Source organism: Sorangiineae bacterium MSr11367, from assembly GCA_037157805.1.
GTDB lineage: Bacteria > Myxococcota_A > Polyangia > Polyangiales > Polyangiaceae > Pendulispora > Pendulispora rubella.
Map to the genome: position 1 here is coordinate 6914458 of CP089983.1, position 21864 is coordinate 6936321.

A 21864-nucleotide genomic window follows, 5' to 3' on the forward strand; every position below is an offset into this window, starting at 1 on the left:
GCTACCGTCGAGCCATGCGATCTGCGGCCTTTGCGGCGTTCTTTCTCGTTTGCTGCGCGCCTGCGCACCCGCCGGCCACCCACGCCGAGCATCGTGCCGACGACCGCGTGATGCGAATCGAGCGACGGGATGCCACGGTGGAAAGCGACCCGGGTATCCGGATCGCGGTACGCGAGGTCGTCGCCGTCGGGGGCTCCGCTCCCCGGCGCGTGCCGGTCATCCTCGTCCATGGCCTCGGCGGAGGCGGTGTCACGTCGTTCGATTCACCGGTTGCAGGCTACTCGCTCGCCGAGGACCTCGCCCGCGCCGGCCATGCCGTGATCGTGCTCGACGTGCGAGGCTGGGAGCGCTCGACGCGCCCGCCCGCGCTCGAGGCGCCGGCCGCCGTGAACCCTCCGGCGGTGCCGTCCGAGGAAGCGGTCCGCGACATCGGCGCCGTCGTGGCGTCGGTCCGGGCGCGTGAACATGGCCCGGTCGCACTCTTTGGCTGGGCAACGGGCGGGCATTGGGTCGGGATGTACGCAGCGACCCATCCGGATGCGGTCAGCCACATCGTCTTGCTCAACACGATCTACGGCACGCCCGGCGCGTGGCCGATGCGCGCGATGCTCGAAGACTCGGACCGCCCGGGCGAGTTCGCGCGTTCTCTGGGGGCGTACAACGCGCGCGATACCCGGAGCATGCTGCGCAGCTGGGACGCGGCCATCCCGGCCGCCGACAAGACGAGCTGGCGCGATCCGCAGGTCGCCGAGGCCTACGCATCGGGCGCGGTCGCGAGCGACCCAACGTCCTCGCAGCGCACACCGCCCAGCGTGCGCCTGCCGAACGGCCCACTGCGCGACAGCTACCTCCTCGCGGGCGGTACCAAGTTCTGGCGGGCCGGCGACATTCGGTCGGCCACGCTGCTGGTGCGCAGCGAGCTCGATCACTGGTCGCGCCCCGAAGACGTCGCGGCGCTGCAGCGCGAACTCGGGCATGCGCGCCGCGTCGAAACGCGGATGCTGCCGCAGGCCACCCATTTCGTCTTCCTCGACCGCCCCGAGCATGGCCGCCGGGAGTTCGTCGACGCGGTCGAAAAATTCCTCGCGCAGCCGTGACGACCGGCTGACGCGAACGAGGCATTTTGCCGCGAGGGTGCGGCGGATCGGATGGCCAATTTTTTTTGGCCGGATTCGGCGCCCGCGGTCGTCGTAACGGGTGAGGATTCGCTTCCGTGCCTGTTTCGCCCGCTTCATCTCCCGATGCCTCTGGCGGGCGAAAGGAGCTTGCATCATGACGGCCATCGACGATCAACCCCACATGTCGACGTTCACGATCGACGCGTATTATGCCAATGGCTGCCGAGGTGACCCGAGCCTCGCAGGCCATCTCGAGACCTGCGCCCGCTGCCGGGGCTACCTTGCTGCGCTCGACGCGAGCAAGCTCGCGGGAGCGCCGACACGGGCGCAGTCGGCGCCTGCGAAGACGGGCCCGCGACTTCGCCGCATCCTCTCGATTTCCGCAGGAACCATCGCGCTCGCCGCCGGGGTCGCCGGGGTCGTGCGTTCGGTGAACGGCGACGAAAAAGGCTACGTGGCAAGCAAAGGAACTCCGGCCGCGCAGGCACTCATTCGCAGCGAAGGGCGTTCACGCATCTGGGACGGCCGTTCGCCCGTCCACGCCCGCGATGCCATTGCCCTGCGTGCCGGCTGCGAGGGATTCACGCACGTTGCGGTCATTGCCCCCTCGGCAGACGGTTGGTCGCGGCTCTTCGACGGCGCATGCCCGTCGGGAAGCACCCCGCTTCCGTTCACGCTGGTCGTGGACGACGCGCCGGGCGAAGAACGCGTCAGCGTCGTATTCAGCGCCGCGCGCCTGGACGACGGCGTGCTTCGCGATGCGGCCCGGCACCGCGACCGAACGAAGAAGGCTTGGATCGTCGAATTCGTCTTTCCGAAGGTAATCACACCATGACGTTGTCTCGTTTCTCATTGATATTCTCGGCCGCGGCGGCGCTCGTCGCGAGTCTTTTTGCCTCGAATGCGTCCGCGACGCCGCCGGCGCGGGTGCGCCGCATTGCCGTTCTCATTGGTGCGAATTCTCCGCCTCGCGGCCGAACTCCCCTGCGCTTCGCGCTCGATGATGCGAATCGCATGGGGGCGGTCCTCGAGCGTGTCGGCCGGTTCGCGCACGGCGACGTGCACGTTCTCTTGGAGCCGAGCCCCGCGGAGATCGAGCGCGTCCTCGATGCGGTCGCCGTGCAGGTCGGTGCGGCGGCGGCGGCGGCGGAAGATACGCTCTTCGTCTTCTATTATTCGGGCCATTCCGACGGACAGATGCTTTTCCCGCACGGCGAAATGATGCCCCTCGCCGCGCTCCGCGACCGGCTGGCACACATCAACGCGCGCGTGCGCGTCGGCATTCTCGATACGTGCCGCGGCGGCACGTGGACGCAGAGCAAAGGCGTCTCGGTGGGGCCCCCATTGGAGCCTGCGGATCTCGCGGCCTTGACCAGCGAAGGCTCGGCGCTCGTTTCATCGAGCTCCGGATTCGAGAATGCGCACGAGGCGGATCTCGTTCGTGGCTCGTTCTTCACGCACCATCTTGCAGCGGGCCTTCTCGGCGCCGCGGATCGAACGGGTGACGGGAGCATCACCCTGCAAGAGGCATTCGACTACGCGAAGGAGCGCACCATTCGCGATAGTGCACGCTTTGCCATGGTGACGCAGCATCCGAGCTTCGACGTTCAACTTCGCGGACGCCAGGACGTGGTGCTCACCCAAGTGGCCTCGAGCCCGAGCGCCCTCGAGCTCCAGCAGACGGAGGGCCCCCTCGAAGTCATTCATCTATCGAGCGGCATCACGATCGCCGAACTGTCCGCCGGACAAAGGCAGCTACGTCTCGCGCTTCCGCCAGGACGTTACATGGTCCGGCGCGTGCAAAATGGACGCGTCCACGCGAAAGAGATCGATGTTCGCGCCGGCTCGGTGGTGACGCTCGCCGAGGGACAACTCGAAGCGTCCGGCACCGAACGCCTCGCGATGAAGGGCGATGGCGAGGCGGCATCTCCGCCGATAAGCACGGCGTCGACCATGCCGAAAGGGTGGTTCGAAGCACGACTCGCCCTCGGCATGGGCATAGGTCCGTCGCGCACGTGGGGTGAGCCTTCGTACGATGCGTACGAGGGATACCGCGCCGAAAACGACAAGAGCGTGTACCTCCCATTGACCGAAGAAAGGTACAGCTCCCGCGGCTTCGACCTCATCGGCACCTTGACGTATGGAATCACCGATCGTCTTTCGTGGACCATTCCCGTGCCCGCCTTCGCGTACCGCTTTGGCGAAGCGGGTAAATTCGAGGTCATCGCCCGCGCGGGGCTCACTGGTTTCAACTACGCACGAGTGCTTCTCGCGACACCCGATGTGGGGGTCGCCGCGAGGGCGTGGACTCGGTATGATCAAAGCATCATCGTCAGCCTCGTGGCCCGGAGCCGCATGGGGATCAAGACGGAAGATCACCCCGGTCAGGCGCCAACGACCTGGGGCGGCACCGCCGCCGCCGGATACAGCTGGACGATTCGAAACAGCGTGACGCTCAACGCAGCCGTTGGGATCACGAGCGACGTTCGATTGGGTGGAAGAGAAGTTTACGCCGGCTACGAGCCGTTGATCACACCCGAGCCCCTCCTCGTGATTGGCTCCGTGCAGAGTCTCGGCTATCGGGCGTTGCCGCTGGTGCAGGCGCACTTCTCGCCTCGTTTCTCGATTGATGGGTACATGTCCTTCGGCTTCGATCTCACGGGCAATCGGCAGCTCCGCGAACGGTACCTCGTCGGCCTCACGTGGAATTTCTGACGGGTGTCATCATGTTGCGTAGTTCATTCGTCGCACTCTTCGTTCTCGGCGCGAACCTGGGGTGCTCACGCGCCCCGCACGAAAAGACGGCCGCGCACGTGACAGGCACCGAGGCGAAGATCGCCGCGCCGCGCGCGCACACGGCAGGAACCTTTTCGTCCGCATCTCCGACGGCCGTCCTCGGCTCGACACCGCGACAGTCGCTCGTCACGTCCGCGGCCGACGCGCTCAAAATCGGCTTTGGCGCCGGGGTGGGGACGCCCGGCGCCCACACCCGCGCGATCGCGGCATTGGGTATCGGACAGAAGGACGGTTTCTGTCCGGAGCTCACGGCCGAGGATTCCCTTCTCGTCCATCTGCCCGACGGAGACATCCACTTTGCATCGACGTGTGCGTGCCCGGACGGGGGCGAGATTCATTTCGATGTATCGGGCACGAAGCGGCGACCTCTCATCGATATCCGCTACCACCTCGAGGTCGATTCGTGCTCCGTTTCGGGAACGACCCTGGACGGAACGGAATGGTCGCAGGTGACCGGTCCCGACGGCGAACGCAACATCGCGTATGCCGTCGCCGGAGGAGCGCAGCTGGATGCTTCCGGGGCTCGCCCCCTACGCATTTGTGACAATTTCGATATCACGCCCGACCGCTATCGGGCCGCCGTGGAGGTTCCGGATGGAACGGTGCTCGTCGAAGCCCGCGTGTCGAAGCCCACCGGCGAGGTCCGTGGGTGGACCATCTGGGACCAAGCCTCGACGTGGGATTGCACGGCCGCCGATGCACGCGTCTCCTGCGCGAATGACAAAGGAGAACGCCGAGACGGCATTCGCCTCTGAATCGCGGGGGCCGACGCCAACCTTTCACCTAGTTCAGCTGCTCTCCGCGAAACCCGCGGGGGTTCGTGACGTAGTCCCGAGCATGAAATACCACCGCCTCATGATCGCTGTCGCCTGCGTCGTCGCCGGATTCGTCACTCGGGACGCTGCGGAGGCCGCGGAAGCCACACCGCCGGCCGCGCCCATCAAGAACATCGTCCTGGTGCACGGGGCCTTCGTCGACGGCTCGGGCTGGAGGCCGGTCTACGATATCCTGTCGCGCGACGGGTACAACGTGAGCATCGTGCAGCAGCCGCTCTCCGGATTGGACGAGGACGTGGCCGCCACGAAGCGCATCATCGACCGGCAGAATGGTCCCACCATCCTCGTCGCACACAGTTATGGCGGGGCCATCATCACGGAAGCGGGTGCCGATCCAAAGGTGGCGGGTCTCGTTTACATCGCGGCACACGCACCCGATCAGGGCGAAACGGAAACGGGGAACGGCCAGCGCTATCCGGCCGCCGGGCGCGATGCCATCACCAAGACGCCCGATGGATACACGTTCATCGATCCGGCGCGCTACCACGCCGAGTTTGCCGCCGACCTTCCCTATGCCGAAGCGCAGTTCGAGGCACGCTCCCAGATGTTCACCGCGGGCAAGGTCTTCTCGACCCCCATCGAGAACCCCGCGTGGAAGGTCAAGCCGAGCTGGTACATGGTGGCGCAGGCCGATCGCATCATCAGCCCCGAATTGGAAAGGATGTATGCTGCACGTGCCGGTAGCCACAAAGTGGAAATCGCCGGGGCGAGCCACTCCGTGTACCGCTCGCACCCGTGGGAGGTCGCCCAACTGATCGAACTTGCCGCGCGGAATGCTCCGCACGGCCGCTAATCCCGAAATGGCGACGCAGCGGGTGTTGCCTTCTCGAGAAACGATGCGAGCCAGCCATTGAACTCGGGGGTTCGTTGAACGGCATGGCCTGCGCCGGGCAGGACGACGCGCGCAGCGCCCAGCCCTTCACCGAGCGCGTCGCATAGGCGCTCGAGGCCCACGCTATGACCGCCCGATACGATGGCGGTCGGCATGCCCGCCGTGCGGATGGCATCGAGGTCGGGGCGTGCCTCGGCAGGATCCCGCAGGTCGCGGGCGAGTCGTTCGAGCTGCGCGGTGTCCGGGTGAAGCTCGGGAAGGCCTGCCAGCTGCAGGAAGCGCTTGCGAAGCTCCGGATCGGCATTCGGATCGCCCGCGGTTCGTGCGATGCGCACCAAGCGCGCGACCTCCGGATCGTGCTCCGCCACGAACCAGAGCGGCGGCTCGATCAAGGTCAGCGAGGAGACGCCATGCGGCTCTCGTGCGACCGCGACCGCCGCGCCGACACCGCCATAGGAGTGCGCCACGACGTGGGCCCCCTGCGGCAGGATCTCGCGAAGGTCACGGGCGTCGACTTCCCAATCTTGACGCGGACCGGGTGGGCTCGGGTCGAAGCAACGGCGCCACGGGATGACGAGCCGCCAACGGTCTGCGAGCGGAGCTTGGCGCGACCAGGTGAGCTCGGGCCGTGCGCCACCATGGACGAACAGCACGACCTGCTCGTGGGTTCCGAAGGTTTGGGCCGCGAGCCGGTCGTTCAGGGCAACCATGATCGCCAAGGTATGTGGTGCCCCGCGCTGGGCCCGGCAAGGTCACCGCGGCGCGCCATTCACGAGGCCTTGGTCGGATCGCCGGAGGACCAGGCTACGCCGTCACCGCGATCCATCGCCGCGATCGCGGTCATGTCGCCCTGGTCGATCTCGAACGAGAAGATGTCCGCGTTCTGCCGTATGCGATCGGGGTTCGTGCTCTTCGGAAGCACCGGGTAGCCGTGCTGAATGGCCCATCGCAAGAGCACCTGCGATTCCGTCACCCCATACTTGGTGGCCAGGTTTTTGAACGGAGAATCCGCACTCTGGCCGTCAGATCGCATCGCGGCCGTCTTCGCGCTGTCCTGTCCGGGCGCGCTCCGCCACGTCGAGAGCGGAACGAGGCTGCTGTACGCGATGGGGACGATCCCGCGCCGAGTCATGTACTCGGTCAGCTTCGGCTTCTGCGACCAAGGATGAAGCTCGATCTGATTCGCGTGGGGAAGTGGCAATCCGGCCGACTCGAGCTCCTCGATGTGTGCGATGTCGAAGTTGCTGACGCCGATGGCGCGTGCCTTCTTCTGCTCCTGGAGCGCGACGAGCCCACGCCACTGCGCGAGCCGTTGCTCCCGGTCGTAGGGAGCGTGAATGAGATACAGATCGACGTAGTCCAGTTCGAGCCGCTCGAGGCTCTCGTTCAGCGACGCAATGGTCGACTCGGTGGTCTTCGGTGTCTGTCCCCATGCCGCATTGCCTGGCCACAACTTGGTGGTGACGAAAATGTCGCGGCGCGAGAGACCCATGCTCTGGATCGCTTGCCGGATGCCTGCGCCCACACCGGCCTCGTTCTTGTAACCCTCCGCGGTGTCGATGTGCCGGTACCCGATGCGAATCGCCTCCCGCACCGCGGCAGCAACCTCTCCGTCGGGGATGAGGTACGTGCCGAAGCCGAGGTAGGGAATCTCGACGCCGGGGGCCAATGTTCGTGTGCGCTCGTTGCTCATGAGTGTCTCCTTGGTGGTGAGCTCCACGATAGGTGTCCGCGCCATGATGCGCTTGCCGGAAGTTTGCTGAGCCTTGCCTGTTTCTACCAAGAACGACAGAATCATACCAATGGCCACCAGCAAACCGAGAGGCCCCATCCCCGTAGAGATGCTGCAGCTCGCCGAGCGGCTGTTTCAACGCACCCCGAAAGCGCAGGGCGCTGGGCTTCAGTTCGTGTCCCCGCTGCGCGGGCTACGCCTTCTGAAGCATCACGCACGCACCAATTTCGAGGCCGGGATCTACGAGCCGGTGATTTGCTTGATTCTACAAGGACGAAAGGAGACGACCTTCGGGGAGCGCACGTTTCGGTTGGGCTCTGGAGAGTGCTTGCTGGTAAGCCATGACGTACCGGTGGTCTCCCGCATCGTGGAAGCTCCCTACATGGCGCTGCTTCTCGACGTCCAAATCGACACATTGAGGGGCCTCTACGATGAACTCGGCGACTCGCCCGGCGACGGAACGGATGCCCGCGCGCTGGAGGTCCACACCGCAACCCCGCGCATGCTCGGCGCGCTCGGACGATACTTGGAGCTCGCGGAGTCACCCACGGATGCCAAGGTCCTGGGTCCGATGATTTCGAAAGAGATTCACTATCGCCTCCTGATGGATCCCGTGGGTGGGATGTTGCGAACCCTCATTCGATATGACAGCCACGCGGCCCTCGTCTCGCGCGCCATCGCCCTCATCCGCCGCGACTTTCGCTCCTCGATCGTGATCGCCGAGCTCGCGCGTGACGTGGGGATGAGCGTCTCCTCGTTCCACAGGCACTTCAAGGCGGTGACCGCTTTGTCGCCGCTGCAGTACCAGAAGGAACTCCGTTTGCTCGAAGCGAAGCGGATGTTGGTGGCGGGCGCAGGTTCGGTTTCGACAACGGCCTTCGACGTCGGCTACGAGAGCCTCAGCCAATTTAGCCGGGAGTATTCGCGAAAGTTCGGCAAATCCCCCAACAACGACCTCGTGGGGTCGAGGTGACCCGCCCGAGGTGACGCGGGTCCGTCGAACCAATGGCAACGGATGCAATGGATCGCGGCGCCTCCCCACGTGGTGTGGGGAGGCGCGGCATCGGAACGGTGGTCTAGCGCCTCGATTGGGGCGCGAAGAGCCGCTCGGAACGGTCGTAGTGAGAGACTTTGAGCCCCGGAGGCAGGCTCGAGGTCGAGCTCACGAAACGGCCCGCCGTCGGGTCGTAGCGGAGCGACGCGGTGGTGACGCCGTCGCCGAATACCACCTTTGCGGAGTTACCTTGCACGTCGGAGATCATGGTTGCGCTCACGATGGTGGATTGGAGCCAGGCGTACACGGTGGTGAGCGGTGTGAACGTGACTTGCTCGTTCGCGAGCACCGAGACAGCGTTGACGGGGGTGGGAAGCGTCGGCTTGCCGTTGACCGTCGCGACCTGCTGGAGGCCGAACGTCAGCGCAGGGTAGTCCTTCTCGGGCATGTTGTTGTACGTGCGGTACGAACCGAGGGGCGGCGCCTGCGCGCCGGAGAACGGACCCGAGAAGGTCGCCGTCGCGTCGAACGAGTAGTACATGCCGTCCTGCGCCGGGAAGTCGGTATGGCTCATTTTCACGATCTCTGCGCCGCTCTGGAACTCCGTCGTGGACGCGTAGAGCCCGAACTCCTCCACCCACGTGACGCTGTTGTCCTCGAAGGGCCTAAATGCAACCCAGACGACGTTCGGGGAGGCGCCGTCGACCGGCCTGGCAAGGACGATCTGCTGCTGCGCGGCGGTGATGATCTTCAGTGATTCCTGATCGATACCGAGGTTTAGGGTGTAGCCGGGCATGGGAACCTTCTTTCTATTTGTCGGGTAACGGGCTCGCGAGGAGCCGAGTCGAGAGACGCGCGCGAACGCGACCGACACCATTGCCGGTCACCTGCGCGCGCCGCCCCGTCGATATGTTCGACATGTCACTAAGCAAGGCGTGCGCCACGAGGCGCGCTCAGAGCGATTGCAGTCGGGGAGGCTCGCCGACGAGCACGAAGACGGGAATGCCTTCGAGCGAAGCCGGCACCGAGCCGGGTGCCACGTCGCGCGTGACGTGCACCACGATGCAGGGCGCGTCCGCGCCGCCGTGGTCCGCGGCCGAGCCCACGCCCATGGCGTAGACACCGGGGATGGACATCACAGCGGCTTCGTGGCGCCGGAGAACGGCCGTAGCTGCAGCGAGATCGTTGGCGTTCATGCGGGTAGCGGTAGTATGCGTGCGGGTTGGAGGGTCATTGCGGCTTGAGCGTCACGGCCACCGAGCCGCTGTCGCCCCCCTGGGACATCAGCGTGGTGCTGAACTGGTCTTGGAAGATCGCCCAGGCCCCCAGATCGGGGATGAACACGCGGATCGTGGCGTTGATCTCTTGGATCCTGCCCGTGGTGCGCTCGGTCGTGCGCCCGCTTTTCTGAACGTCCAGGCCCGGTACCGGATCGCGCACGGCACCGCCTGCGGGAAGGTTCGCGTTGATGAGTTTCAGTGCAGTCTTCAGCGGGTTGTAATGGGAGCGGCTCAAGCCGTCGCCGGCGAAAAGCAGCCCGACGCCGGGATACTGGTCGCTCGGCGCAGGCACGTTGTTCAGCGGCACCATCGAGATGTCCTCGACTTTGACCGGCGTGGCAATCGCGACGTCGGCGAAGTTGACGCCTTCTTTTTCGGGCACGATCGTGACGTAGCGGGTGAGCGTCCCGATCTTGTCTCCCGGAACCTGGCCGCCGTCGTACGGCCCAGGCTGTACGATGTCCGAGCCATTGGGCGCTCGGTTGGTGTCGGCGAGCACGTGGTTGTTCGACAGAATCACGTTCCTTCCCGTCGAGCCGTCGACCACCACCGCCCCGAAGGTCCCGGCGGTGATCGCCACGTTGCCGATGCTGGTGCCTGGCTGCGCAGGGCGGATGTGAGCCGTGTTGGCCTGCAGGCGAAACGGGCCGGCCTCCACGACGTCGACCGGCACGCGGCGGCCGCCGCCGACGTCGATCACGGGCGGCAGCAACGTGCTGTCGGGCATGGCGCTGCGCGGGACCTTGCGCGCAACGTAGACCACGAGCGCGATCTCGTCGGTGTCCTGGCCCCCCCGCTTGCGGGTACCGACGCCGACACCACACACGTTGGGATCGCGCATCAAGAGTGCATCGAATTTTTGAACGGCGAGTCGCGCGTTGCGGTACTCGACGGATGAAAGATCGAACATGGGTTGCTCCTGGTTGAGGGTTGACCTCGTCCGCAACAGCAACGTGTGTACCGGGGCTCGCTCCTTGCGTTCGTTCCGCGGGAAATGACGGCTTTCACGCTGACCATCGGCTTCACGGCAAACGATCTGCGAGCCATTCACGCGGCGGGCGAATCGGTGGTCATCCTGCGGCAGCCCGCGCCCGGGATCGAAGTCGTCTGGGCTGCGTTCGCGCCCTTCGAGCTCAACACCGTCCAGTGGACCGACAGCTTCTCGCTGTACGCGACGCAGACGCCGCGGGAGCCCGGCGAAATCGTGCTGCCGGTGGCCCAAGTGCCCACCGTGACGCCGCAGTACCTGTACCCCTTTTCCGCGCAGCAGTTCGGCGCGGGGACGCTGAACCCGCAGCTGCCGCCGGACCAGTGCGAAACCACGAACAATCCGAACAATGGTGGGGCGCTGGGCTTCGGACTGGCGCAGACCCCGCGGATCAACTCCGTGCCCCTCGCCTTCTGCCCCGTGTCCGCCGACGAGGTGCTGGCCGGCCAGGCGGGCTTTTTCGAGCTCGCGAACGAACTGACCGTCATGCTTCGATCGCAGACACAAACGGCGATGGTGATCGACTACGTGCCCGTCGGCGCCATGGCCGCGACGGTCGCACAGAGCGCTGCGATCACGCTGAGCTTCACGGCCGCGTCAGCCGCGCAAGCCATCCAGTACGACGGTGCCACGGGGACCTTCCTCCGCGAGCCCGCACGGGCGCGCCGGGCGCGGCGAGGGTGACCGGCAAATTCTTGCCGGGGGCGCGGGCAAGGGTTCGCCGCGCGGCAAGATCTTGCCGCACAACGGATTCAGCGAGGATCGGGCAGCCGTCGAAGGTAGAACCACTCGCGCAACACCGCGCGCCGCAAGGCGTCGGCGTCCACGAAGCCCGCCCGGCGCGCATGGGCCTCCAGGTCCGGCGGTACCACCGACCTCAGACGCTCTTCGAAGTACCAACGCCACAACTCCGTTTCGGTGAGCCGGGCGTCGGCGAGCGTCACGTCGGCCACGTCGTGCGTGGCGAGAACGCGCTGCTTGTCCGCGAGGCGCGCGGCAACCCGGCCCATCTCACCCGATGCGCGCAAATGATCCGGCAGCGCGCGCGCCGTCTCGGACTCGAGCAGAGCGCGCACGGTTCGTGCTTGGCTCTCGTCATGAAAAAAACGTGATACGTCGCTGTCTGCGAGCCGATGTTCTCGTCGCCAGTTCGCGAAATCCCGAGGCTGGAACAACCCTCGCTCGCGCCGGAAGTCCTCTTCGGTGGCGCGTAGCTCGTCGGGACCGATCTCGCGCCCCAGTCCGCGCGCGACCTCGAGCGCCAGGGCACGTTCCGACGCGCCCAACAGCGCGCTCGGAAGTGCTCCGAGCACACCGAGTTCCTCGCGCAGGTCGTCCGCGAGCAGGTCACCCCCGTGTTCGACCCCGACCTGCATCGAGAGCCGGCGCGCGTATTCGAACGCGTCGGTGTGCTCGAACGTGTATCGAACCTCCTTCGGGCCGGGCCGCTCCGTGAGGTGCGCCCGCATCGCGCGAAGCATCGCGAGTGCATCGAGGCGCTTCTGGTCCACGCGTCCGCCTGGCAGGAACGCGCGAAAGGCCTCGAGATCGGCGCGCGGCCAGCCCGCTTCGGAAGCCTGCCGCAGCATCGCTGGGTAGCTCCGGTCGGCGTAGAACGTCTCTTTGGCGATGCGCTCGAGGAAGACGCGGGCCTCGGCGCCGATCGCACCGACGGCCTCCGCCGCGCGCAAGGTCGCGCGCATGTTCACCATGGCTTCGGACACGCGCGCGTAGCCGTCGGCTTCCGAGGCATGGCGCACGGCCACCTCGTCATCGTCTTCCAATTCGCCGCGGTGGAACGCTGCGAAGATCTCGCCAACGCCCTCCATGCCGAAGGCGTTCAACTCCGCGGCCCGCAGCGCCCCCATGCTCGCACTGCCGAACACGTGGACACCGTGCGCCATGGCCCAGAGGATCTCCTTGTGCCAGACGGCCGGCGTCCGCTCGAAGTAGCCATCGATGATGCCGATGGCAGTCGGTCGCGTGATGGCGGCGCGGTACACGTCGCCTTGGGCGGCGGGCGGCCGAAACACGGCGTCGAGTTCGCGCCGCCCTTCCTCCGCCGAGAGCGTCGGACCCGTGAAGACGTAGACCGTCACGCGCGCCCCTCCGAGATGCGCTGCCGCGCCCGTGCGCCGGGGCGGTAGCCCGGAGCATCGCCGATGGACTCCAACCCGGGGGCGACGACGCGCACCACCGGGATCCCGAACTCGGGCCGCGTCAAGTCGACGGCGATCACCTGCGCGATCCCTGCGCCGCGCAGGGCTGCGAGCTCCCAGGCCACATCGTCCTCGAAGCGCGCGTGCTCGCGACCGGGCCCGTCACCGAAGTGCTTGCCCGCGCGATCGCGGAACCGCGATCGAAAGCGCTCCAGCACGCGGAGATCGCGCGACGCCTCGTACGTACCGCGCGCAACATCGTCGCGGCTTCCCGAGATGAAGGTCAGACGCGTCTGCACGGCCTCGGTGAGTGCGCGCAGCAGCGCGATGCCGCGGCTTGGATGACAGCCGGCACCGCTCGAAAGGGGCATCGCGCTCCGTGCGTCGGGCGAGCGGTCGAGCACCGCGCAGAGGAAACTCGGTAGGCCCACGTCGCTGGTGGTCTCCCAGATGGCGACATCGAGCTCGGCCCGCGCAATCCGCGTGAGGACGTGCACGCACGCCGGATCGTCGATGGTCGCAACGTCGATCATGGTGTCCCGTTGCGCGTCGGTCGACATGAGGTTCCAGAGCGTCGTGGCGTCGCGCTCGACGAGCTCACAGATCGCATGGCTCAAGGCCTCGAGAGGGTGATTGCCCGATGCGAGGCCGTTGGTGCTCATCAAAAAGGCGCCGCTCCCCGTTGGCAGCGGTCGCACGTAGTTCGTGTGAACGAGCTCGAACGGCACAAATGTTCCCGCGCTCGAGAGCAAGTCGGTGCCCTCGACCCAGAGCAGTCGCGCATGGTCGTGAAAGGCACCACCGGCCGCACGAGGGAGCCGCGCCACGTCGGCCACCGTATGCTCGTAGCGTAGCTCGTTCAGGCTCGCGAGCCGCAGCGGAAGCTGGACTCGCTCCGCGTGCCAAACCTCGACGGACTCCATCAGGCCCGACGCCTTGGCGGCGTCGAGATCCAGTCCCTTGCCCTGCGACACCGCGAGCGAACGCGCGTTGGGGCGACACACCATCACCACGGGGATCCCGACGCGGTCGAGCCCCGTGACGTTGGCGATGCGGGTGATGCCGAAGACCGGCATCAGCCGGCGCACGCGCGCCAGCGTTTCCGCTGGCGCGACGGTCCGGTGCGTACCGGCGCTGTAGCCCTTGGGCGTCACGTTTGTGCCGCTAGTCGCGCTGGATCAGGGACGGAAGGTTCAGCAGGAAACACGCACCGAGCGGTGCAAGCGGCGCCGCGGGGTTGAGCGCGGCGACCACGGTGCCATTGGCCAGCATCGTCTTCTTGAGCACCTCTTGCTTGTCGTGGGGCAGCCGGCGCGCGGGGTCTTGGTAGAGTGACGCGGGCACGTGGTACACGTGGCCGTCATCGGCCACGATCAACAGGTCTTTCTTGAAGTATTCCATGATTCACCTCTCGTTGTTCACTTCCCGTACGGTAATGCCGTCATGATCTCCATCCACTCGTCCTCGATGCAGGCGTTGATGGCTTGGAAGCTCTGGAGTGCGCCCAGCTCGCGCTCCAGCCGCAACACCGCGTCCGCGCTGGGGATCCGCCAGACGTGCACGATCGTGCGCTGCCGCCCGGTCACGTTGCCGCACGCGGTCACCAGTCGCCACCCGACGCGCTCGAAATGCGGAAGGAGCTCCGCCATGTGCTGGACGAACGTCTCCAGGCCGTCCGCCTTCAGCAGCACGGTCACGTGAAGGTAGACGCTGGTATCTCCTGCCTGCTCGCTCATGGCTTCACCTCGTGGTCGTGTAAGGCGCTCATCTAGAGATATCCCGCGTCCTTCGCCATCTCGGCCGCGCGGGCAAGTCGTTGCGCGGCCTCGTGTGCGGCTCCGCGCTCCCAGTGCGCCACGGCAGCCTCGAGCTCCGCGCAGAGTTCGGGCGGCGCACTCTCCTGCTTCGGATCGAGCATCGCGCGCACGTGCGGTACGGCCTCGTCCAAGGCCCCGGCCGCAAGCGCGAGGGCAATGGCGACCCAGAGGCCCATCCACTGCATGGGGTACGGGTATTGCGATGCCAGTGTGCGCCACAATGCCAAACTCGCGGCGACCTCGCGCGCGGCGCCGTCGATGTCGCCTGCGCACCATCGCACCCACGCGAGGTTGGCCTTCGCCACCCCCTGGTAGTCGGTCATCGCGGTTTCGACGGACAGCTGCAGACACCGCGTCGCGCGCGCATGCGTCTCGGCCACGCGTCGCTGTCGCCGGTAGGTCATCGTGAGGTACGTCAGACAGCGCGCCTGGAGTGTACGGTCGCCAATGCGCTCGCTCTCGGCCAGCGCACCGAGCAACTCGGCCTCCGCATCGACGAATGCCCCGCGGAACAAGAGCGCGAAGCCCATCATGAACCACGAGTAAGACGCCTTGGCGACGTCGTTGGACTTCTGCGCGGCGGCCTTGGCCGAGCACGCGTACTCCACCGTCTCCGCCGACGCACGGTACCTCTCACGCCGCAGGTTGCGGTGCAGCAGATCATCGAAGAAATGGGCGAGCTGCAGCGCCGTGCCGCGCTTCTCCACCACGGGCCGGAGCCGGGCGATCACGTCGTTCATCTCGTCGATCTGCGCGAGCCAGTAGTGCACGTAGACTCGGTCGTTTTGGATTTGCACCCATTCCTGCCACCACGCGGACGCAGCCTCGTCGGGCGGTGGCGCCCCCAGGGCGGCTTCGGCCTCGGCGTAGGCCGATAGCGCGTGGGCATGCTGGTGGTGTGTCTCCCATGCCTTGCCAATCTTGCGGTGCACCGCGGCTCGCGGCACGCGGGCGTCCGCCGGCATGGCGTCCAGCGCGGCCTCATAGGCTGCACGCGCCTCGTCCTGGCGGCCGACGAGGGCGAGCGTGTCCCCCAGAGCATCCTCGAGCCCGTGCCGTGATGGCGCCATTTCCGCGCCCGCGAGCGCGATCTCGTGAATCGCCGCACGGTAGTAGCGGATCGCGTCCTCTTGTGCGTACGCCGCGCGCGATCGATCGGCAGCACGCGCGAGGTAGTGCGCGCCCTTGTCGTGCACACGCGCGTGCGCGAAGTGGTGGCCTAGCTCCGGAAGGTAGTCAGGCACGTCGCCATAGAAGTCCTCGATCACGTGCGCCGCGCCTCGGTGCAGCGCACACCTCCGCGTCTCGGGGATGCTCTCGTAGGCGCGCTCGCCGATCTTGTCGTGCACGAAGCGCAGGCGCCCCGGCACCGGCTCGTCGAGCACGCGGCGCAAACGCAGTGCCTCGAGGGTTTCGAGCAGCGTGTCGTCGGCGAGGCCGGCCGCGGCGACCAACAGCCTCGCGTCGAACTCTCGTCCGAACACGCTTGCCCACTCGACCAACGCGCGGGCCGGCACGTCGAGTGCCGCGAGGCGCTGCTCGATGAGGTCGGCGAGCGTGTGGGGCAGTGGTACGGACGCGGCGAGCACGCGCGCGCCGCCCGCCCGCTCATGCAGGTGCCATTGCCCTACGCCGTCGCGCGTAAGCAGCCCCTCGTCGAGCGCGGCGCGGAGGTATTCCGCAACGAAGAACGGGTTGCCGTCGGATTGCGCCGCGAGGAAGTCGACCAGATCGCGCGGGGGCTCGGGCAAGGCGAGCATGCCCGAGGCGACGGCCGCGACCCCCGCGTCGTCGAGCCGGCCCAACGCGACATCGCGCACGCCTGGTGCCCGCGCGATGACCGCGAGGTCCGGTGTGAGTTCTTCGGACCGGTACGCGCCCAGAACGAAGCACGCGCCGGCCCCGTCGTCCGCGAGCTGTCGCAGCACCGCGAACGAAAGCTCGTCGGCCCATTGCAAGTCGTCGAAGACGAGCAACACGGGTCGCGCGCGCGCGAACCTGCGCACGACGCGGGCGAGCGACTCCACGAGGTGCCGGCGCGCGGCCTCGGGAGTGCGCGGCGGCGGCTCGGGCTGTGCGCGCACCCAGGGCAAGGCGGCGAGCGAGGGCTCGTACGCCGCGATTGCTCCGCAGCCCGGCCCAAGGACGGCCTCGGACCCGGCATGGCCTTGGAGCCGGCACTGCGTCGCGATCGCGCGGAGCAAGGGGCGGAACGGGTGCAGCGGCGCGGCCACCGCTGCGCATTGGCCCGTGACGACGTGCACACCGCGACGTGCGGCGCGGTACGCGACCTCGATCGCGAGGCGCGTCTTACCGACCCCGCTTTCACCGGCAAGAAGGCAGATACCGCCCACACGCGCGTCCACCACGCGATCGATCGCCGCGTCGAGTTCCGCGAGCACGGCATCGCGACCCACGAGCGCCGGGCGATAGAGATAGGCCTTGGCGGGCGGCCCCCCCAGCTCACACGGCGGCACGCCGAGCGCGGCAAGTGCTGCAGCGACGTCTTCTGCGTGACCGAACCGGTCCTCCGGGCGCTTTGCGAGCAGCTTGACCACGAGCTGATCGAGCGCCGGCTCCACACCGTCCACCCGCGCGGAGGGAGGCACCGGGCGCTCCGAGAGGTGCTGATACAAGATCGCAGCCGCCGTCGCCCCCTGGAAGGGTGTTTGCCCGGTGAGCCCCTCGTACAGCAGGCAGCCCAGGGCGTAGAGATCCGCGCGCGCGTCGACGATCTCGCCGCGGATCTGCTCCGGCGCCATGTACCCGACGCTCCCGAGCACGGCGCGCTCCGTGCGGAGTTCCTCGCGCCCGGCGGCGCCCGACAGCGCCGCGATTCCGAGGTCGACGAGCACCGGCCGCCCATCCGTATCGACGAACACATTCTCGGGTTTCAGGTCGCGGTGCACGAGCCCCTCGCCATGCAGGTACGCGAGCGACGCGCACAGCCCGCGCACCAGCGAAAAGAACGGGGCGATCGCAGGGAGCGAAACCCGCGCTGGCGCGAATACCGCCTTGCGCAGCGCGGCCTGCGAGTCGGGTACGGCATCCGCGGCCAAGTTGGCGGTGACGGTGCCGGAGTGGCTGGCGGTGTCCACGGTGGAGCGCGCGCGTGCCGACCCCGCCCACAGCCGCGCGAGGTAGCTCCGCAACGTTTCCCCGGTGAGCAACTCCATCGCGTAATAAGGGAGCCCGTCGGATACGCCCTCACCCACGATGCTCGCGATACCGGGGTGACGGATGCGTGAGAGCGCGTGGATCTCGCGCCGGATGCTTTCCACCAGCGTGTCGGACGAGACGCGAACGGTTTTGACCGCCACGACATGGCCTGTCTCATCGTGCTCGCCGCGGTACACGACCCCCATGCCGCCGCGCCCGAGCACGGCGGTGATGCGGTACGGTCCGATCACACGTGGTGACGGCGCACGAGCCTCTACGGGCTGGCCCCCATTCACGATTGCCGCGGCAAACGTAGCACGATGGGAGGGCTGCCTCTCACCCTAACGAAATGAAATGACAGACGTCCGGAGCACATCTAGCTCGTGGGCTTTTTGATCCCGAGGACCTTCATCCTGTACGAGAGCGTCCGGACCGGCATCGCGAGGCAGAGCGCGGCGGCGGCGCGATTCCACCCACTGGCCTCAAGCGCGTCGCGCAGGATCCTGGCTTCGTAGTCCTGCACTTTGCCGCGGATCGGATCGGCGTCGGACACCGGCGGTGGTGTAATCGGGGGTGCCGAGGAATGTTGCGTCGGCATCGAATTTCGTTCCGCCCGTGGCGCACGCACGCGCTCTGGCAGATCCTCTGGCCCGATGAGCGCGCCCGCAGCCACGACGACCGCGCGCTCGATCGCGTTGCGCAGCTCCCGCACGTTGCCTGGCCACGGGTACGTGCGCAGTAGCTGCATCGCGTCGGGGTCCACCCCCTCGACGTTGCGGCCGTTGGCCGTGTTCGCTCCGCGCAGGAAACGCAGGACCAGCGGTTCGATCTCCTCGTCCCGCCCGCGCAGCGGCGGAATCTCGATCACCACGCCACCGAGGCGGTAGTACAGATCCGGCCGAAAGGCCCCGGACTCCGCCATGGCTTCCAGGTCGCGGTGCGTCGCCGCAACGATGCGTACGTCGACGGCCATCTCGCGATTCGACCCCACGCGCGCGAAGCTGCCAGTCTCCAGGACGCGGAGCAGCACGGCCTGCGCGCCCAGCGGGAGCTCGCCAATTTCGTCGAGGAATACGGTGCCACCGTTGGCCTCTTCAAAGACCCCCTTCTGTTGCTGTACCGCACCGGTGAATGCGCCCCGCTCGTGTCCGAAGAGCATGCTCTCGACCAGATCCTTGGGAATTGCACCGCAGTTCACGCGCACCATGCGCCGGTCGCGCCGCGGGCCCTGCTCGTGGATAAGGCGGGCGAGCACCTCTTTGCCCGTGCCCGTCTCTCCGTGCAGCACCACCGGCAGTCGCGACGAAGCCACGCGCGCCACCGTCTCGAGCACTGCGCGCATCTCGCGCCCCGCGACCAGGTCGCTGGATATGGTTCCGCCAGTCTCGAGAAAGCGGGTCGTGCCGGGAGAGATCACCACGTCTCGGTCCTGCGCGGCACGGCGGGCGGCATCGCGGGCGTGCTCGATGAGCGCCTCGGCCGTCGTCCCCGCGTCGGGATACACGGAAACGCCGATGACGAAGCGCGCGGCGTCGTTCACGGGGGATGCGGCGATCGCGCGCGCGATCCGCGTGGCGTCGTCCACGCCGCTCTCGGGCAAGAGCACGTGCGCCGCGTCGGCTCCGTAGACCGCGACGCGGTCCACCGGCCGGATCCGCCCGCGGAGCGCTTCGAGCCATGTGTGGCCAGCACCACGCGTGCCCGCGTCACTATCTGACGCTACGATGCGCACCAGCAGCAGTGCACACGGCCGCCGGAACTGCCGCGCCCGCGTGAGTTCCTGATCCAACCGCTGGCGAAAGGGATGCTCGCCATCGATGCCGAGCGATTCGCCGTCGATCCCGAGCGCCTGGACTGCGACACGGACGTTCCCCAACACGACCTCGTCACCCAGCTCCAGGTCTGCACGCTCGACGCGGCGTCCGAAACAGCGTGTGCCGTTCTTCGACCCGAGGTCTTCCGCATGGATACGGCCGTTGCTGAGCATGAACCGGGCGTGCTCGCGCGACAAGGTCGGGTCATCGATGCGCAGCCCTTCTGCAGGCGCCCGCCCCAACACGAGCGGTACATCCGGCACCAGCCGCGCGATCTCCGTGCCCCGCGCGTAGTGCACGACGAGCGCGACGCGCCCTCCGGTCAACAATGTCCGAGTCTCATCCGCCAGGCTCACGGCGGTCTGGGTCTTACCGACGTCGTCACGACTTGGCGGCAGCATGGAAGGCATGACGTCCACCGTTGCTTCTAGCGCTCCGGGCGCCTGATTTCAATTCAAACTCCATCGGGGATTACGCGTCCAAATCATTACAGGACTTCCGGTATGGTGAGGCGCCTATCATCCCCTATGGTGTCCACGCCCCCACCACGAGAGGAGCCTGCCATGGCCCGACGTTTCCGCTCGCGTGATTGGTTCGACGATCCTGAACGCCTCGACATGGTGGCGATCTACCTCGAGCGCTTCATGAATTACGGATTGACCCTAGGCGAGCTTGCGAGCGGCAAACCCATCATCGGAATTGCGCAGACCGGCAGCGATCTCACACCGTGCAATCGCGTGCACCTCGAAACGGCGAAGCGCGTCCGGGAAGGCATTCGCGACGCCGGGGGAATTCCCATCGAGTTTCCCGTCCATCCGATCTTCGAGAATTGCCGGCGTCCAACCGCCGCCTTGGATCGGAATCTCGCCTACCTCGGGCTGGTCGAGATCCTGCACGGCTATCCCATCGACGCCGTGGTGCTCACGACGGGGTGCGACAAGACGACGCCCGCGCAAGTGATGGCCGCGTCCACCGTCGACTTGCCCGCCATCGTGCTCTCCGGAGGCCCGATGCTCGATGGATGGCACGGCGGTGAGCTCGTGGGCTCGGGCACGGTGATCTGGCGCGCACGGCGCAAGCTCGCGGCCGGCGAGATCGATGCGCAGGAATTCCTCGAGGCGGCTGCGGCATCGGCGCCATCTTTGGGCCACTGCAACACGATGGGCACGGCGTCGACCATGAATGCCGTCGCCGAGGCCTTGGGGCTGTCCCTGCCCGGGTGCGCCGCGATTCCGGCACCCTACCGGGAGCGCGCGCAGATGGCCTACGCCACCGGGCGGCGCATCGTCGAAATGGCGCACGAGGACCTCGTGCCGTCGAAGATCCTCACGCGGCGCGCGTTCCTCAACGCCATCGCCACGATTGCAGCCATCGGTGGTTCCACCAACGGGCAGCCGCACCTGGTTGCCATGGCAAGGCACGCGGGCGTGGAGCTCGCGCCCGAAGACTGGATGGAGTACGGGCGCGATGTGCCCTTGATCGTGAACATGCAGCCGGCGGGCCTCTACCTCGGTGAGCGCTTTCACCGTGCGGGCGGGGTGCCCGCCGTCCTGTGCGAGCTGCTGCGCGCGGGGCGCATCGATGGCCAGGTGCCGACGGTCACGGGGCGTACGCTTGCCGAGAACATCGAGGGACGCGTGTCGAACGATCGCGAGATGATCGCGGCCTACGAAACGCCGCTCCAGGAGCAAGCTGGATTTCTGGTGCTGCGCGGCAACCTCTTCGATTTTGCCATCATGAAGACGAGCGTCATTTCGGAGGACTTCCGGAAGCGCTTTCTCGCGGGCACCGAGGCATTCGAATGCCGCGCCGTGGTGTTCGATGGCTCCGACGACTACCACGCGCGAATCAACGATCCCGCACTCGGCATCGACGAACGAACGCTGCTCGTGATACGCGGTGCGGGGCCCCTCGCCTGGCCGGGCTCGGCGGAAGTCGTGAACATGCAACCACCGGATGCCTTGTTGAAGCGCGGCATCACCAGCCTGCCGACCCTGGGCGACGGTCGTCAATCCGGCACCTCGGACAGCCCGTCGATCTTGAACGCGTCCCCCGAGAGCGCGGCCGGCGGCGGCCTCGCATGGTTGCGAACCGGCGATATCGTTCGCATCGATCTTGCTGCAGGCCGTTGCGATATGCTGGTACCCGAATCCGAAATTGCACGCCGCGCGGCCGAAGGCCCACCGCCGGTGCCGGCCAGCGCCACTCCATGGCAAGAGTTGTATCGCACCACCGTGGGTCAATTGGACGGTGGCGCGGTGATGGAAATGGCGCTGAAGTACCGCGGTGTCTGCGGCACGACCCCCCGGCACAATCACTGACGGGAGATGCTACGATGC

General features: G+C 67.0%; 19 protein-coding genes. 8 read left to right on the plus strand and 11 right to left on the minus strand.

Annotated features, from left to right (window positions below):
* Positions 1-14 precede the first annotated feature (14 nt).
* The 5 genes from LVJ94_26575 (at position 15) to LVJ94_26595 (ending at position 5543) form a co-directional block, all read left to right on the plus strand.
* Positions 15-1097, plus strand: a complete 1083-nt coding sequence (locus LVJ94_26575) for an alpha/beta hydrolase (protein WXB00476.1) — start codon at positions 15-17, stop codon at positions 1095-1097.
* A gap of 175 nt (positions 1098-1272) precedes the next feature.
* Complete coding sequence (locus LVJ94_26580; GenBank protein ID WXB00477.1) at positions 1273-1953, plus strand: hypothetical protein; 681 nt, start codon at positions 1273-1275, stop codon at positions 1951-1953.
* Positions 1950-3833, plus strand: a complete 1884-nt coding sequence (locus LVJ94_26585) for a caspase family protein (GenBank protein WXB00478.1) — start codon at positions 1950-1952, stop codon at positions 3831-3833. Before LVJ94_26580 ends, LVJ94_26585 begins: the two co-directional genes overlap by 4 nt.
* An 11-nt stretch (positions 3834-3844) precedes the next feature.
* A complete protein-coding gene (locus tag LVJ94_26590) occupies positions 3845-4669 on the plus strand; it encodes a hypothetical protein (GenBank protein ID WXB00479.1) in 825 nt (274 codons plus the stop codon).
* Between the two features lie 82 nt (positions 4670-4751).
* A complete protein-coding gene (locus LVJ94_26595; protein WXB00480.1) occupies positions 4752-5543 on the plus strand; it encodes an alpha/beta hydrolase in 792 nt (263 codons plus the stop codon).
* Here the strand turns inward: LVJ94_26595 and LVJ94_26600 are convergent.
* A complete protein-coding gene (locus tag LVJ94_26600) occupies positions 5540-6292 on the minus strand; it encodes an alpha/beta hydrolase (protein WXB00481.1) in 753 nt (250 codons plus the stop codon). The genes LVJ94_26595 and LVJ94_26600 overlap by 4 nt on opposite strands.
* A 59-nt stretch (positions 6293-6351) precedes the next feature.
* Positions 6352-7320 (minus strand): aldo/keto reductase, encoded by a 969-nt coding sequence (locus LVJ94_26605; protein ID WXB00482.1) that lies wholly within the window; start codon positions 7318-7320, stop codon positions 6352-6354.
* Positions 7321-7384: 64 nt separating this feature from the next.
* On the opposite strand from LVJ94_26605, the gene LVJ94_26610 reads away from it, so the two are divergent.
* Positions 7385-8287, plus strand: a complete 903-nt coding sequence (locus tag LVJ94_26610; protein WXB00483.1) for an AraC family transcriptional regulator — start codon at positions 7385-7387, stop codon at positions 8285-8287.
* Positions 8288-8390: 103 nt separating this feature from the next.
* On the opposite strand, the gene LVJ94_26615 is transcribed toward LVJ94_26610, so the two are convergent.
* The 3 genes from LVJ94_26615 to LVJ94_26625 form a co-directional block, all read right to left on the minus strand.
* Complete coding sequence (locus LVJ94_26615) at positions 8391-9104, minus strand: hypothetical protein (protein WXB00484.1); 714 nt, start codon at positions 9102-9104, stop codon at positions 8391-8393.
* 157 nt (positions 9105-9261) lie between these two features.
* Entirely contained in the window at positions 9262-9504 is a 243-nt protein-coding gene (locus LVJ94_26620) for a hypothetical protein (GenBank protein ID WXB00485.1), read from the minus strand.
* Between the two features lie 34 nt (positions 9505-9538).
* A complete protein-coding gene (locus tag LVJ94_26625) occupies positions 9539-10498 on the minus strand; it encodes a S1 family peptidase (GenBank protein ID WXB00486.1) in 960 nt (319 codons plus the stop codon).
* A gap of 84 nt (positions 10499-10582) precedes the next feature.
* On the opposite strand from LVJ94_26625, the gene LVJ94_26630 reads away from it, so the two are divergent.
* Positions 10583-11260, plus strand: coding sequence for a hypothetical protein (locus LVJ94_26630; protein ID WXB00487.1), 678 nt, complete (start codon positions 10583-10585; stop codon positions 11258-11260).
* A 68-nt stretch (positions 11261-11328) separates the two neighbouring features.
* On the opposite strand, the gene LVJ94_26635 is transcribed toward LVJ94_26630, so the two are convergent.
* The 6 genes from LVJ94_26635 to LVJ94_26660 form a co-directional block, all read right to left on the minus strand.
* Positions 11329-12675 carry a hypothetical protein gene (locus LVJ94_26635; GenBank protein ID WXB00488.1) on the minus strand — a complete coding sequence of 449 codons (1347 nt, stop codon included), beginning with the start codon at positions 12673-12675 and terminating at the stop codon, positions 11329-11331.
* Positions 12672-13889 carry a YcaO-like family protein gene (locus tag LVJ94_26640; GenBank protein WXB00489.1) on the minus strand — a complete coding sequence of 406 codons (1218 nt, stop codon included), beginning with the start codon at positions 13887-13889 and terminating at the stop codon, positions 12672-12674. Before LVJ94_26640 ends, LVJ94_26635 begins: the two co-directional genes overlap by 4 nt.
* A gap of 10 nt (positions 13890-13899) precedes the next feature.
* Positions 13900-14136, minus strand: coding sequence for a hypothetical protein (locus LVJ94_26645; GenBank protein WXB00490.1), 237 nt, complete (start codon positions 14134-14136; stop codon positions 13900-13902).
* Between the two features lie 17 nt (positions 14137-14153).
* The gene (locus tag LVJ94_26650) at positions 14154-14471 is read right to left on the minus strand and encodes a hypothetical protein (GenBank protein ID WXB00491.1); all 318 of its coding nucleotides are present in this window, start codon (positions 14469-14471) and stop codon (positions 14154-14156) included.
* Between the two features lie 32 nt (positions 14472-14503).
* Positions 14504-17962: a protein kinase gene (locus LVJ94_26655; protein WXB00492.1), complete on the minus strand. Its 3459-nt coding sequence runs from the start codon at positions 17960-17962 to the stop codon at positions 14504-14506.
* Between the two features lie 125 nt (positions 17963-18087).
* Positions 18088-19935 (minus strand): sigma 54-interacting transcriptional regulator, encoded by a 1848-nt coding sequence (locus LVJ94_26660; GenBank protein ID WXB00493.1) that lies wholly within the window; start codon positions 19933-19935, stop codon positions 18088-18090.
* A gap of 153 nt (positions 19936-20088) precedes the next feature.
* On the opposite strand from LVJ94_26660, the gene LVJ94_26665 reads away from it, so the two are divergent.
* Positions 20089-21846: a dihydroxy-acid dehydratase family protein gene (locus LVJ94_26665; protein WXB00494.1), complete on the plus strand. Its 1758-nt coding sequence runs from the start codon at positions 20089-20091 to the stop codon at positions 21844-21846.
* Positions 21847-21864: the final 18 nt, after the last annotated feature.

What these genes read in the sequence shown, in the direction of transcription:
- LVJ94_26595 (WXB00480.1), top strand. Translation starts at nt 4,752, where the DNA reads ATGAAATACCACCGCCTCATGATCGCTGTCGCCTGCGTCGTCGCCGGA.
- LVJ94_26585 (WXB00478.1), top strand. Translation starts at nt 1,950, where the DNA reads ATGACGTTGTCTCGTTTCTCATTGATATTCTCGGCCGCGGCGGCGCTC.
- LVJ94_26630 (WXB00487.1), top strand. Translation starts at nt 10,583, where the DNA reads ATGACGGCTTTCACGCTGACCATCGGCTTCACGGCAAACGATCTGCGA.
- LVJ94_26605 (WXB00482.1), bottom strand. Translation starts at nt 7,320, where the DNA reads ATGGCGCGGACACCTATCGTGGAGCTCACCACCAAGGAGACACTCATG.
- LVJ94_26625 (WXB00486.1), bottom strand. Translation starts at nt 10,498, where the DNA reads ATGTTCGATCTTTCATCCGTCGAGTACCGCAACGCGCGACTCGCCGTT.
- LVJ94_26590 (WXB00479.1), top strand. Translation starts at nt 3,845, where the DNA reads ATGTTGCGTAGTTCATTCGTCGCACTCTTCGTTCTCGGCGCGAACCTG.
- LVJ94_26620 (WXB00485.1), bottom strand. Translation starts at nt 9,504, where the DNA reads ATGAACGCCAACGATCTCGCTGCAGCTACGGCCGTTCTCCGGCGCCAC.
- LVJ94_26575 (WXB00476.1), top strand. Translation starts at nt 15, where the DNA reads ATGCGATCTGCGGCCTTTGCGGCGTTCTTTCTCGTTTGCTGCGCGCCT.
- LVJ94_26645 (WXB00490.1), bottom strand. Translation starts at nt 14,136, where the DNA reads ATGGAATACTTCAAGAAAGACCTGTTGATCGTGGCCGATGACGGCCAC.
- LVJ94_26615 (WXB00484.1), bottom strand. Translation starts at nt 9,104, where the DNA reads ATGCCCGGCTACACCCTAAACCTCGGTATCGATCAGGAATCACTGAAG.
- LVJ94_26600 (WXB00481.1), bottom strand. Translation starts at nt 6,292, where the DNA reads ATGGTTGCCCTGAACGACCGGCTCGCGGCCCAAACCTTCGGAACCCAC.
- LVJ94_26660 (WXB00493.1), bottom strand. Translation starts at nt 19,935, where the DNA reads ATGCCTTCCATGCTGCCGCCAAGTCGTGACGACGTCGGTAAGACCCAG.
- LVJ94_26665 (WXB00494.1), top strand. Translation starts at nt 20,089, where the DNA reads ATGGCCCGACGTTTCCGCTCGCGTGATTGGTTCGACGATCCTGAACGC.
- LVJ94_26580 (WXB00477.1), top strand. Translation starts at nt 1,273, where the DNA reads ATGACGGCCATCGACGATCAACCCCACATGTCGACGTTCACGATCGAC.
- LVJ94_26610 (WXB00483.1), top strand. Translation starts at nt 7,385, where the DNA reads ATGGCCACCAGCAAACCGAGAGGCCCCATCCCCGTAGAGATGCTGCAG.
- LVJ94_26650 (WXB00491.1), bottom strand. Translation starts at nt 14,471, where the DNA reads ATGAGCGAGCAGGCAGGAGATACCAGCGTCTACCTTCACGTGACCGTG.